This is a genomic window from Escherichia sp. R1 (assembly GCF_003000935.1).
Lineage (GTDB): Bacteria > Pseudomonadota > Gammaproteobacteria > Enterobacterales > Enterobacteriaceae > Escherichia > Escherichia coli.
The window spans coordinates 178,126-191,287 of record NZ_PSRU01000007.1 but is presented as its reverse complement, the minus strand read 5'-3'; the positions used below and the strand labels follow the sequence as shown (position 1 = coordinate 191,287).

Below are 13,162 nucleotides of genomic sequence, written 5' to 3'. Positions count from 1 at the left end.
ATTCTTAATGGCCTGTCGAGCCATCAGGAACGCAGTTCACCCCCGGTTTGCGATCTGGTGTGTAAAGGCGAAAACATTCTGTCTTCCTGTCCGTCGATATCGGTTGCAGGTCTGGTTGCCTGAGCGACTGGGCCATCATTGGGCTGGAGACATTGCTTTGCGGTAGGTCGGCTTTATCAGCAGTACCGAGCGGACCAGCATAAGCAGGAAGAACAGAGACTGATAACATCAAAGCAGCAAAATAAGGCTTCATTTTTACCACCTTTATCAGGTTACGTTTCATTTGTTCCAGAGGAACATTGTCGATTTTTCGCGCATTGCTGGTGGCTGGGAATCACCTGAATGGGTGATTTTTTTGGGCTGTGTGTTTTGCCAGATGCGACATTGATGGGAGATGCCCACTTAATTGAGCTGAACAAAACATACACAAAAAATATAGATCTCCGTCACATTTTTGCGTTATACAGGAAGCTCGCCACTGTGAAGGAGGTACTGCTATGACGTCACTCTCTCGTCCGCGCGTGGAGTTTATATCCACCATTTTGCAGACCGTACTCAATCTTGGCCTGTTGTGCCTCGGCCTGATTTTGGTTGTCTTCCTCGGCAAAGAAACGGTGCATCTGGCTGATGTGCTGTTCGCGCCAGAACAAACCAGTAAATATGAGCTGGTAGAAGGGCTGGTGGTTTACTTTCTCTATTTCGAATTTATCGCGCTGATTGTGAAGTACTTTCAGTCCGGTTTTCACTTCCCGCTACGTTACTTTGTCTATATTGGGATCACCGCCATTGTGCGCTTGATCATCGTCGATCATAAATCGCCACTGGATGTGTTGATCTACTCGGCAGCGATCCTGTTACTGGTGATCACCCTGTGGCTGTGTAATTCGAAACGGCTGAAGCGGGAGTAAAAAAAGGCGCTCCGTGGAGCGCCGAATAACAGTCACAAGTTGGGATAACGTAAGTTGAGGGTGCAGCGGCATAACATTGGCAGAACAACATCTTTAACCTTTCACACCACCTGCCGTCAGGCCGTTGACCAGCCAGCGTTGAGCCAGCAAGAAGACGATGGTGATCGGTAATGCAGACATCACGGCAGCGGCGGCAAAGTCACCCCACAGGTAGTTTTGCGGGTTGAGGTATTGCTGCATCCCCACAGCCAGGGTGTAGCTGTTTACGTCACGCAGTAATAGCGACGCGACCGGAACTTCAGTAATGGCAGCGATAAACGACAGGATGAACACAACCGCCAGAATCGGTACTGACAGCGGCAACAGGACAAGGCGGAAGGCCTGCCACGGTGTCGCACCATCCAGCGCCGCCGCTTCTTCCAGCGAACTGTCGATGGTTTCGAAATAACCTTTGATGGTCCAGACATGCAGCGCAATCCCGCCCAGATACGCGAAAATTACGCCGCCGTGAGTATTCAGGCCAATGAATGGAATGTACTCACCCAAACGATCAAACAACGCATACAACGCGACCAGTGAAAGTACTGCCGGGAACATCTGGAAAATCAGCATTCCTTTCAGCAGCGTCGCTTTGCCTGGAAAGCGCATACGGGCGAAAGCGTAGGCGCAGGTGGTGGAGAGCGCCACAATGCCAATCGCGGAAATCCCGGCGACCTTTACCGAGTTCCACAGCCACAGCAGTACCGGGAATGGCGGTGGCGTAATGCGACCATCAGCCTGTTCCACACTAAAACCTAACGCCAGTTTCCAGTGATCCCAGGAGATTTGCTCCGGGATCAGACTACCGGTCGCGAAGTTCCCCTGACGCAGCGAGATGGCGACGACCATCAGCAGCGGGAACATAATCGCCGCGATAAAAAGTAGCAGTAGCAGGTGAGTAATAAACAAACGTGCTTTTTGCGATTTCGGTTGGACCATTGCCATTTTTGTTATCTCCCTTAATCAAACTTCATTCGCGTGGCTTTCAGGTTCACTATCGCCAGCGCGCCCACCAGCAGGAAGATCAGCGTGGCAATTGCTGCTGCCAGACCGAAGTCCTGACCCCCGCCGCCTTCAAAAGCGATACGGTAGGTGTAGTTAACAAGCAGGTCGGTATAACCGGCTGGCGTGGTCGTGCCAAGACGATCCGGGCCGCCGTTGGTTAACAGTTGAATCAGCACGAAGTTGTTAAAGTTAAAGGCAAAGCTGGCGATCATCAGCGGTGTCAGCGGTTTAATCAGCAGCGGCAGCGTAATCTTAAAGAAGTTCTGGAATGGACCTGCGCCATCCATTGCTGAGGCTTCATACAAATCGTCCGGAATCGCTTTCAGCAAGCCCATGCAGAGGATCATCATGTACGGATAACCCAGCCAGGTGTTGACGATAATCAGCATCGTGCGGGCGGTGGTCGGATCGCTGAACCAGGCGGGCTTCACGCCAAACAGCGCGCTCAACATCATGTTGATTTCACCGAAACTCTGGTTAAACAACCCTTTGAAAATCAAGATTGAAATGAACGATGGCACCGCGTAGGGCAGAATAAGCAGGACGCGATAGACCGCTTTGCCGCGCAACGCTTCCCACTGCACCAGACACGCCAGAACCATGCCGACCGCCACCGTTAAAAAGACAGTGATCAGCGAGAACACCACGGTCCAGACGAAAATGGCGAGGAACGGTTTCTGAATGCCTTCGTCGGTAAAGACGCGGGTAAAGTTTTTCCAGCCGGTGGTCACGGTGTAACCGGGGCTTAGCTTTTCATCCCCCCAGTTGCCATCGGCGGTAATGGACTGGTAAAAGCCAATTTGGTTATTCGGACGATATTTCACGCCGCTCTGATTATTCGTCAACGTGCCGTCACCGTCGAGTGTGTAGAGCGGTTGCGTGCCAGAAAACTGGCGCAGGGAGCTCATCATCACTTTGTTGCCATCCGGCAGAATGGCGGTAATGTCACTCAGTGCCTGACGATTCTGGGTAATCACGCGCAGATTCGCGCGCTCGCCTTCAGGCTGCGTGGCGCTTTCTTTCAATTGCAGTTTTTGCTCGCCGCCAAATTTGAAAGCGTCGGAGAGGTAATTTTTGCCGGTTTCGCCGTCGCTGAGCGCCAGTTGCCACTCATCGCCCGCCGGATAAAGACCAAAATTATAGATTTTGCCTGCTTGCCAGGAGCGATCTAGCAACACTTCCTGCGCACGTTCAAAAGTCAGCTGGTTAGTGCTGCTGTAGTTGGTGAAGGCAATGGCGATGGTGCAGACCAGAGGGAAGAGGACGAATAATCCCATTCCAGCCATTCCCGGGTAAACATAGCGCCAGGCGTAGGCTTTACGATTGGCGAAAATATACAGCCCCGCTGAGCTCAATATCAGCGTGGTAATGGCGAACAGGTATTCCCCTTGTGCGTACATTAAAACAACAAGGTAACCCACCAGCAGGCCGAGCAGACCTAACACTGACCATTTCAGCGCGTCGCTTTGCCACCAATGTTTCTTTTTAATGACATCCATGGGGTTCTTCCTCATTCCAGGACGGATAAGGCTTTCATACCTTATCCGACAACAACTGCCTGATGCGACGCTGACGCGTCTTATCAGGTCTACATACGTTTCAATTTCGTAGGCCGGATAAGGCGTTTACGCCGCATCCGGCATTTCACAGCATTACTTGGTGATACGAGTCTGTGCATCTTTCAGCGCAGCATCCACAGTCTGACGACCGCTGGCGGCGTTGATCACCGCAGTACGCACGGCATACCAGAAAGCGGACATCTGCGGGATGTTCGGCATAATTTCACCTTTCTGAGCGTTATCCATGGTGGCGGCAATACGTGGATCTTTCGCAAGTTCATCCTGATAGGACTTCAGCGCTACTGCACCCAGCGGTTTGTCTTTATTGACCGCTTCCAGACCTTCGTCAGTCAGCAGATAGTTTTCGAGGAACTCTTTCGCCAGCTCTTTGTTCGGACTGGCGGCGTTAATACCTGCGCTCAGCACGCCAACGAACGGTTTAGATGGTTGACCTTTGAAGGTCGGCAGTACCGTTACACCATAATTCACTTTACTGGTGTCGATGTTGGACCATGCCCACGGGCCGTTGATAGTCATCGCTGTTTCGCCTTTATTAAAGGCAGCTTCTGCGATGGAGTAATCGGTGTCTGCATTCATGTGTTTGTTTTTAATCAGATCAACCAGGAAGGTCAGACCCGCTTTCGCGCCAGCGTTATCCACGCCTACGTCTTTAATGTCGTACTTGCCGTTTTCATACTTGAACGCATAACCCCCGTCAGCCGCAATTAGCGGCCAGGTGAAGTATGGTTCTTGCAGGTTGAACATCAGCGCGCTCTTACCTTTCGCTTTCAGTTCTTTATCCAGCGCCGGGATCTCTTCCCAGGTTTTTGGCGGGTTCGGCAGCAGATCTTTGTTATAAATCAGCGATAACGCTTCGACAGCAATCGGGTAAGCAATCAGCTTGCCGTTGTAACGAACGGCATCCCAGGTAAACGGATACAGCTTGTCCTGGAACGCTTTGTCCGGGGTGATTTCAGCCAACAGGCCAGATTGAGCGTAGCCACCAAAGCGGTCGTGCGCCCAGAAGATAATGTCAGGGCCATCGCCAGTTGCCGCAACCTGAGGGAATTTCTCTTCCAGTTTATCCGGATGCTCAACGGTGACTTTAATTCCGGTATCTTTCTCGAATTTCTTACCGACTTCAGCGAGACCGTTATAGCCTTTATCGCCGTTAATCCAGATTACCAGTTTACCTTCTTCGATTTTGGCGAGAGTCGAGGCGGAAAACATCATCGTCGTTAATGCGGATAATGCGAGGATGCGTGCACCTGTTTTTATTTTCATAATCTATGGTCCTTGTTGGTGAAGTGCTCGTGAAAACACCTAAACGGACTCTAGTTTCTTTATACGGCAACCTCTTTCCATCCTCCTTGCCCCTACGCCCCACCGTTGCTTTGTGTGATCTCTGTTACAGAATTGGCGGTAATGTGGAGATGCGCACATAAAATCGCCACGATTTTTGCAAGCAACATCACGAAATTCCTTACATGACCTCGGTTTAGTTCACAGAAGCCGCGTTCTCATCCTCCCGCCTCCTCCCCCATAAAAAAGCCAGGGGGTGGAGGATTTAAGCCATCTCCTGATGACGCATAGTCAGCCCATCATGAATGTTGCTGTCGATGACAGGTTGTTACAAAGGGAGAAGGGCATGGCGAGCGTACAGCTGCAAAATGTAACGAAAGCCTGGGGCGAGGTCGTGGTATCGAAAGATATCAATCTCGATATCCATGAAGGTGAATTCGTGGTGTTTGTCGGACCGTCTGGCTGCGGTAAATCGACTTTACTGCGCATGATTGCCGGGCTTGAGACGATCACCAGCGGCGACCTGTTCATCGGTGAGAAACGGATGAATGACACTCCGCCAGCAGAACGCGGCGTTGGTATGGTGTTTCAGTCTTACGCGCTCTATCCCCACCTGTCAGTAGCAGAAAACATGTCATTTGGCCTGAAACTGGCAGGCGCAAAAAAAGAGGTGATTAACCAACGCGTCAACCAGGTAGCGGAAGTGCTGCAACTGGCGCATTTGCTGGATCGCAAACCGAAAGCGCTCTCCGGTGGTCAGCGTCAGCGTGTGGCGATTGGCCGTACGCTGGTGGCCGAGCCAAGCGTATTTTTGCTCGATGAACCGCTCTCCAACCTCGATGCTGCACTGCGTGTGCAAATGCGTATCGAAATCTCCCGTCTGCATAAACGCCTGGGCCGCACAATGATTTACGTCACCCACGATCAGGTCGAAGCGATGACGCTGGCCGACAAAATCGTGGTGCTGGACGCTGGTCGCGTGGCGCAGGTTGGGAAACCGCTGGAGCTGTATCACTATCCGGCAGACCGTTTTGTCGCCGGATTTATCGGTTCGCCAAAGATGAACTTCCTGCCAGTAAAAGTGACCGCCACCGCAATCGATCAAGTGCAGGTGGAGCTGCCGATGCCGAATCGTCAGCAAGTCTGGCTACCGGTCGAAAGCCGTGATGTCCAGGTGGGAGCCAATATGTCACTGGGTATTCGCCCGGAGCATCTACTGCCGAGTGATATCGCTGACGTCATCCTTGAGGGTGAAGTTCAGGTCGTCGAGCAACTCGGCAACGAAACGCAAATCCATATCCAGATCCCTTCCATTCGTCAAAACCTGGTGTACCGCCAGAACGACGTGGTGTTGGTAGAAGAAGGTGCCACATTCGCTATCGGCCTGCCGCCAGAGCGTTGCCATCTGTTCCGTGAGGATGGCACTGCATGTCGTCGACTGCATAAGGAGCCGGGCGTTTAAGCACCCCACAAAACACACAAAGCCTGTCACAGGTGATGTGAAAAAAGAAAAGCAATGACTCAGGAGATAGAATGATGATTACTCTGCGCAAACTTCCTCTGGCGGTTGCCGTCGCAGCGGGCGTAATGTCTGCTCAGGCAATGGCTGTTGATTTCCACGGCTATGCACGTTCCGGTATTGGCTGGACAGGTAGCGGCGGCGAACAACAGTGTTTCCAGACTACCGGTGCTCAAAGTAAATACCGTCTTGGCAACGAATGTGAAACTTATGCTGAATTAAAATTGGGTCAGGAAGTGTGGAAAGAGGGCGATAAGAGCTTCTATTTCGACACTAACGTGGCCTATTCCGTCGCGCAACAGAATGACTGGGAAGCTACCGATCCGGCCTTCCGTGAAGCAAACGTGCAGGGTAAAAACCTGATCGAATGGCTGCCAGGCTCCACCATCTGGGCAGGTAAGCGCTTCTACCAACGTCATGACGTTCATATGATCGACTTCTACTACTGGGATATTTCTGGTCCTGGTGCCGGTCTGGAAAACATCGATGTTGGCTTCGGTAAACTCTCTCTGGCAGCAACCCGCTCCTCTGAAGCGGGTGGTTCTTCCTCTTTCGCCAGCAACAATATTTATGACTATACCAACGAAACCGCGAACGACGTTTTCGATGTGCGTTTAGCGCAGATGGAAATCAACCCGGGCGGCACATTAGAACTGGGTGTCGACTACGGTCGTGCCAACCTGCGTGATAACTATCGTCTGGTTGATGGCGCATCGAAAGACGGCTGGTTATTCACTGCTGAACATACTCAGAGTGTCCTGAAGGGTTTTAACAAGTTTGTTGTTCAGTACGCTACTGACTCGATGACCTCGCAGGGTAAAGGTCTGTCGCAGGGTTCTGGCGTCGCGTTTGATAACGAAAAATTTGCCTACAATATCAATAACAACGGTCACATGCTGCGTATCCTCGACCACGGTGCGATCTCCATGGGCGACAACTGGGACATGATGTACGTGGGTATGTACCAGGATATCAACTGGGATAACGACAACGGCACCAAGTGGTGGACCGTCGGTATTCGCCCGATGTACAAGTGGACGCCAATCATGAGCACCGTGATGGAAATCGGCTACGACAACGTCGAATCCCAGCGCACCGGCGACAAGAACAATCAGTACAAAATTACCCTCGCACAACAATGGCAGGCTGGCGACAGCATCTGGTCACGCCCGGCTATTCGTGTCTTCGCAACCTACGCCAAGTGGGATGAGAAATGGGGTTATGACTACACCGGTAGCTCTTCAACCAACCCATACTACGGCAAGGCTGTGTCGGCTGATTTCAACGGCGGTAGCTTCGGTCGTGGCGACAGCGACGAGTGGACCTTCGGTGCCCAGATGGAAATCTGGTGGTAATAGCAAAACCTGGGCCTGATAAGGTGCTTGCGCCGCATCCGGCAACCAATGCCTGATGCGACGCTGTTGCGTCTTATCAGGCCTACAACCGCTGCCGAAAGTAGGCCGGATAAGGCGTTTACGCCGCATCCGGCAACCAATGCCGGATGCGACGCTGTTGCGTCTTATCAGGCCTACAACTGCTGCCGAAAGTAGGCCGGATAAGGCGTTTACGCCGCATCCGGCAACCAATGCCTGATGCGACGCTGTTGCGTCTTATCAGGCCTACAACTGCTGCCGAAAGTAGGCCGGATAAGGCGTTTACGCCGCATCCGGCATAAAAACAGCTTTAAGGGGCGAAAGCCCCTCTGATTATCGGGTTTAGCGCGCTATTGCCTGGCTACCGCTGAGCTCCAGATTTTGAGGTGAAAACAATGAAAATGAATAAAAGTCTCATCGCTCTCTGTTTATCAGCAGGGTTGCTGGCAAGCGCACCTGGAATCAGCCTTGCCGATGTTAACTACGTACCGCAAAACACCAGCGACGCGCCAGCCATTCCATCTGCCGCGCTGCAACAACTCACCTGGACACCGGTCGATCAATCTAAAACCCAGACTACTCAACTGTCGACCGGCGGCCAACAACTGAATGTCCCTGGCATCAGTGGTCCGGTTGCTGCGTACAGCGTCCCGGCAAACATTGGTGAACTGACACTGACGCTGACCAGCGAAGTGAACAAACAAACCAGCGTATTTGCGCCGAATGTGCTGATTCTTGATCAGAACATGACCCCATCAGCCTTCTTCCCCAGCAGTTATTTCACCTACCAGGAACCCGGCGTGATGAGTGCAGATCGGCTGGAAGGCGTTATGCGCCTGACACCGGCGTTGGGGCAGCAAAAACTTTATGTTCTGGTCTTTACCACGGAAAAAGATCTCCAGCAGACGACTCAACTGCTCGACCCGGCTAAAGCCTATGCCAAAGGCGTCGGTAACTCGATCCCGGATATTCCCGATCCGGTTGCTCGTCATACCACCGATGGCTTACTGAAACTGAAAGTGAAAACGAACTCCAGCTCCAGCGTGTTGGTAGGACCACTATTTGGTTCTTCCGCTCCAGCTCCGGTTACGGTAGGCAACACGGCGGCACCAGCTGTGGCTGCACCCGCTCCGGCACCGGTGAAGAAAAGCGAGCCGATGCTCAACGACACGGAAAGTTATTTTAATACCGCGATCAAAAACGCTGTCGCGAAAGGTGATGTTGATAAGGCGTTAAAACTGCTTGATGAAGCTGAACGCCTGGGGTCGACATCTGCCCGTTCCACCTTTATCAGCAGTGTAAAAGGCAAGGGGTAATTACGCCCCACAGTGCTGATTTTGCAACAACTGGTGCGTCTCCTGGCGCACCTTTTTTTCTCCTCCTGTACTATTGTTGCGTTTTTGTTGCGCATTAGTTCACTTAATTTGCTTTACATCTCCCGTAAATATTTTTCTGCGATACAATGCCTTTACGTTATGTAACGGAGAGTTCGGCATGTCACACCCCGCGTTAACGCAACTGCGTGCGCTGCGCTATTTTACAGAGATCCCTGCCCTGGAGCCGCAACTGCTCGACTGGCTGTTGCTGGAAGATTCCATGACAAAACGTTTTGAACAGCAGGGAAAAACGGTGAGCGTGACGATGATCCGCGAAGGGTTTGTCGAGCAGAATGAAATCCCCGAAGAACTGCCACTGCTGCCGAAAGAGTCTCGTTACTGGTTACGTGAAATTTTGTTATGTGCCGATGGTGAACCGTGGCTTGCCGGTCGTACCGTCGTTCCTGTGTCAACGTTGAGCGGGCCGGAGCTGGCGTTACAAAAATTAGGTAAAACGCCGTTAGGACGCTATCTGTTCACATCATCGACATTAACCCGGGACTTTATTGAGATAGGCCGTGATGCCGGACTGTGGGGGCGACGTTCCCGCCTGCGATTAAGCGGTAAACCGCTGTTGCTAACAGAACTGTTTTTACCGGCGTCACCGTTGTACTAAGAGGAAAAAAATATGGAGTGGAGTCTGACGCAGAATAAGCTGCTGGCGTTTCATCGCTTAATGCGTACGGATAAGCCAATTGGCGCGTTACTGCTGCTCTGGCCAACATTATGGGCGTTGTGGGTGGCGACACCGGGCGTTCCCCAGCTCTGGATCCTGGCGGTGTTTGTCGCGGGCGTCTGGCTGATGCGCGCTGCTGGTTGCGTGGTGAATGATTATGCTGACCGCAAGTTTGATGGTCATGTTAAGCGCACGGCGAACCGACCACTTCCCAGCGGCGCGGTAACGGAGAAAGAGGCGCGCGCGCTGTTTGTAGTGCTGGTACTGATTTCATTTTTACTGGTGCTGACGCTGAATACGATGACTATTCTGTTGTCGATTGCCGCGCTGGCGCTGGCGTGGGTGTACCCGTTTATGAAGCGGTATACCCATCTACCACAAGTGGTGCTGGGCGCGGCGTTTGGCTGGTCGATTCCAATGGCTTTTGCCGCTGTGAGTGAGTCGGTGCCATTGAGTTGCTGGTTAATGTTCCTCGCCAATATTCTCTGGGCGGTGGCTTACGACACGCAGTATGCGATGGTTGACCGCGATGATGATGTGAAGATTGGCATTAAATCCACCGCAATCCTGTTCGGCCAATACGATAAATTGATTATTGGTATTTTGCAGATTGGCGTTCTAGCGCTGATGGCGATCATCGGTGAGTTAAATGGCTTAGGCTGGGGATATTACTGGTCAATTCTGGTAGCTGGCGCGCTGTTTGTTTATCAACAAAAACTGATTGCCAACCGCGAGCGTGAAGCCTGCTTTAAAGCATTTATGAATAATAACTATGTTGGTCTGGTACTGTTTTTAGGGCTGGCAATGAGTTACTGGCATTTCTGATGATGTAAAAAAGCCGGATGATCATCCGGCTTTCTTCTGGGTTGCCTGATGCGCTGCGCTTCTCAGGCCTACACAACATATCGCAATTTATTGAATTTGCAGATCATGGTAGGCCGAATAAGGCGTTTGCGCCGCATCCGGCAATTCTCACTGATTACCCTTCGCCCTGTGTCGCACTCTCAATCGTCAAACGCACGTCTGATGTAATCAACTCCGCCAGCAACTGATATACCTTCATCGTTTCTGCCGGTTCGGCGTCGCCGCTATCGCTGATATACCCTTCATCACGCAGTGTCAGCACCAGAGAACTGAACACCGCCTTGTCGAAGAACTCCGGCGCGTTGATACCGTGCAGCACGGAGAGACGTTGCGCGACGGTGCGGCTCTCTTTCTCCAGTGTACCGCGGTTGATCGACGGGTTGGCACTCAACAGCCAGAAGGTGATGGCATAACGTTGCAGCGTTTCGCGCGCGCCTGCGGCCAGCAGCTGTAGTGTGCGAGAATGCGCCGGGTTGATATGCAACTCATCATCTTGCAGGGTAATCAGCCCCTGACGTTGCATCTCATTTGCCAGCGCATCAATAACGTCCGGTAACTCGTCGCGATCCCAGCGCAGGAACAGCTCCGCTTTCAGCATTGGGTAAAGCACATTGACGTGCTCCATCAATACGTCGCGGGAGATGTGGCGATGCTGGGTGACAATTGCCGCCATCAGCGAAGGCAGCACCAACATATGTGCAATGTTGTTGCGATAGTAGGTCATCAGCACCGCTTGCTCGCGCGGCAGAATGATGATGTCGCCGATAGTGTCTTTCTCAACTTCAAACTTGTTCATTTGCAGCGCGTGATCGATAAGCTCGCTGGCGCTGGCTGAAGGAACGGTAGAGTCCGTGGAGTAAGGCACGTTGCGCATCAGATCCAGGTAGCAGTTGAGTTGCTCGGTTAACTGCTCGCGGGTGAGTGAGCGCTGACGTGACGCCAGAAGCGCAGTACAGCACAGGTTCATGGCGTTTGCCGCGCCTGCGTTGTTAATGCGTACCATCAGATCGGCAGCAATATTATTGACCGTCGGCGTTAACCAGGCCGGACGCACCGCTTCGATGGGATCGATAGATTCACGCCAGTCTGGTACGTGCTGGTTAAGGTAGGTCATCAACGGCATTGGTTCACCGAAGTTGACGTAACCCTGACCGAGATTACGCAGCTTGCTTAAACCACGCAGCATCTGCGGCAGGCTCTCTTTCTCTTTCGTCGCACCGCGCAGTTCTTTGGCGTAAGTACCCACTTCCATGACGTGCTCATAACCGATATAGATCGGAATCAGCGTAATCGGACGAGTGCCGCCACGCAGCATCGCCTGAATGGTCATCGACAGCGTACCGGTTTTCGGATCCAGCAAACGCCCCGTACGGGAACGACCGCCTTCCACGAAATACTCGACGGAATAACCACGGCTGAACAGTTCGCCGAGATACTCACGGAAAACGGTGGAATAAAGTTTATTGCCTTTAAACGTACGGCGAATAAAGAACGCCCCCAGACGGCGGAAAATCGGCCCGGCCGGCCAGAAGTTTAGGTTGATCCCGGCGGCGATATGCGGCGGCACCAGCCCTTGGTGATACAGCACGTAAGAAAGCAGCAGGTAGTCCATGTGACTGCGGTGGCAAGGCACATACACTAGCTCATGGCCGTCGTGGGCCAGCTGGCGAACGCGCTCGGCGTTATGGACGTTGATACCCTGGTAAAGTCGGTTCCAGGTGAAGCCCAGAATGCGGTCAGTCAGGCGGATCATCTCGTAAGAGAAATTCGCCGCAATCTCTTCCATCAGCGCAATCGCGTTCTGCTGCGCTTTTTCATGGGAGATTTTTTTGCTGCGCGCTTCATCTTCTACCGCTTTCGCAATGGCGCGGGAGGCGAGCAGCTTATTAAACAGATCCTGACGAGCAGGCAGACGTGGACCCACGGCAGCCAGGCGTTGACGGGCAAAGTGCATACGCGCCACGCGCGCCAGTTTCTGAGCGATAGTTTTATCCGTGCCGTGTTCATCCGCCATACGGCGCAGCGAAACTGACGGCGAGAAACGCACAAAACTGTCGCGACCGAGCCACAGTACAGCGAAAAATTTCTGTACACCGTTAAGCATACGCAGCGGCGGGTTCACTTCGCCTTTTTCACGCCCCGGCGCGCGACCAAACATCACCGATACTGGCACCATCTGCACATCCAGATTTGGGTTGCTGCGGTGCAAATCGAGATAGTCGTGGAACAGCTTAATAGACTCTTCTTTCGGCGTGTAATAGGTGAACACACGCGGCCCGCCGTGAATGAACACATAGCGCGGCAGTAGCGTGCCATCGATTTCCAGCGGCTCTAACGGGTCAGGCAGGTCATGTGCCAGACACTGGGCGCGCAACGTCAGCAAGTCAGCTTTCGAGTTGTACGGTAAAACGTACATAATTGGACGAGAGGTATCCAGCCCCAGTTCCGGGGCAGGATCTGCCGGAATAGACTTGCTTTTTACCAGGATGCTTAATGGTAAATTCAGTAATTTGTAGTAAATTCGTGGCCAGCCGGACATAA

At 52.5% G+C, this 13,162-nt stretch carries 11 protein-coding genes; 6 read left to right on the top strand and 5 right to left on the bottom strand.

Translation table 11 applies throughout. The features are described 5' to 3' along the window. Window positions 1-4: 4 nt before the first annotated feature. The gene (locus C4F37_RS11105; protein ID WP_001295279.1) at window positions 5-283 is read right to left on the bottom strand and encodes a periplasmic protein; all 279 of its coding nucleotides are present in this window, start codon (window positions 281-283) and stop codon (window positions 5-7) included. A gap of 214 nt (window positions 284-497) precedes the next feature. Here C4F37_RS11105 and psiE point away from each other — a divergent pair, with 214 nt between their 5' ends. Next, the gene (gene psiE, locus C4F37_RS11100; protein WP_000202902.1) at window positions 498-908 is read left to right on the top strand and encodes a phosphate-starvation-inducible protein PsiE; all 411 of its coding nucleotides are present in this window, start codon (window positions 498-500) and stop codon (window positions 906-908) included. A 93-nt stretch (window positions 909-1,001) separates the two neighbouring features. Here psiE and malG read toward each other — a convergent pair whose 3' ends face one another. The 3 genes from malG to malE all read right to left on the bottom strand — a co-directional run bounded on the left by malG (window position 1,002) and on the right by malE (window position 4,795). Continuing rightward, window positions 1,002-1,892, bottom strand: a complete 891-nt coding sequence (malG, locus tag C4F37_RS11095) for a maltose ABC transporter permease MalG (protein ID WP_001252058.1) — start codon at window positions 1,890-1,892, stop codon at window positions 1,002-1,004. A 14-nt stretch (window positions 1,893-1,906) separates the two neighbouring features. After that, window positions 1,907-3,451 (bottom strand): maltose ABC transporter permease MalF, encoded by a 1,545-nt coding sequence (gene malF / locus C4F37_RS11090; RefSeq protein WP_001350408.1) that lies wholly within the window; start codon window positions 3,449-3,451, stop codon window positions 1,907-1,909. A 153-nt stretch (window positions 3,452-3,604) separates the two neighbouring features. Then, the gene (gene malE / locus C4F37_RS11085) at window positions 3,605-4,795 is read right to left on the bottom strand and encodes a maltose/maltodextrin ABC transporter substrate-binding protein MalE (protein ID WP_001540421.1); all 1,191 of its coding nucleotides are present in this window, start codon (window positions 4,793-4,795) and stop codon (window positions 3,605-3,607) included. Between the two features lie 364 nt (window positions 4,796-5,159). On the opposite strand from malE, the gene malK reads away from it, so the two are divergent. From malK to ubiA, 5 genes are all read left to right on the top strand, one after another. Then, window positions 5,160-6,275, top strand: coding sequence for a maltose/maltodextrin ABC transporter ATP-binding protein MalK (malK, locus tag C4F37_RS11075; RefSeq protein ID WP_000179165.1), 1,116 nt, complete (start codon window positions 5,160-5,162; stop codon window positions 6,273-6,275). A 71-nt stretch (window positions 6,276-6,346) separates the two neighbouring features. Next, window positions 6,347-7,687, top strand: a complete 1,341-nt coding sequence (gene lamB, locus C4F37_RS11070) for a maltoporin LamB (RefSeq protein WP_000973666.1) — start codon at window positions 6,347-6,349, stop codon at window positions 7,685-7,687. Window positions 7,688-8,100: 413 nt separating this feature from the next. Beyond that, window positions 8,101-9,021 (top strand): maltose operon protein MalM, encoded by a 921-nt coding sequence (gene malM / locus C4F37_RS11065; RefSeq protein ID WP_001298285.1) that lies wholly within the window; start codon window positions 8,101-8,103, stop codon window positions 9,019-9,021. A gap of 178 nt (window positions 9,022-9,199) precedes the next feature. Continuing rightward, window positions 9,200-9,697: a chorismate lyase gene (ubiC, locus tag C4F37_RS11055; protein WP_000019227.1), complete on the top strand. Its 498-nt coding sequence runs from the start codon at window positions 9,200-9,202 to the stop codon at window positions 9,695-9,697. Window positions 9,698-9,709: 12 nt separating this feature from the next. Beyond that, entirely contained in the window at window positions 9,710-10,582 is an 873-nt protein-coding gene (gene ubiA, locus C4F37_RS11050) for a 4-hydroxybenzoate octaprenyltransferase (protein ID WP_000455227.1), read from the top strand. Window positions 10,583-10,736: 154 nt separating this feature from the next. Here ubiA and plsB read toward each other — a convergent pair whose 3' ends face one another. After that, window positions 10,737-13,160 (bottom strand): glycerol-3-phosphate 1-O-acyltransferase PlsB, encoded by a 2,424-nt coding sequence (gene plsB / locus C4F37_RS11045; RefSeq protein ID WP_000017354.1) that lies wholly within the window; start codon window positions 13,158-13,160, stop codon window positions 10,737-10,739. Between the last annotated feature and the right edge of the window lie 2 nt (window positions 13,161-13,162).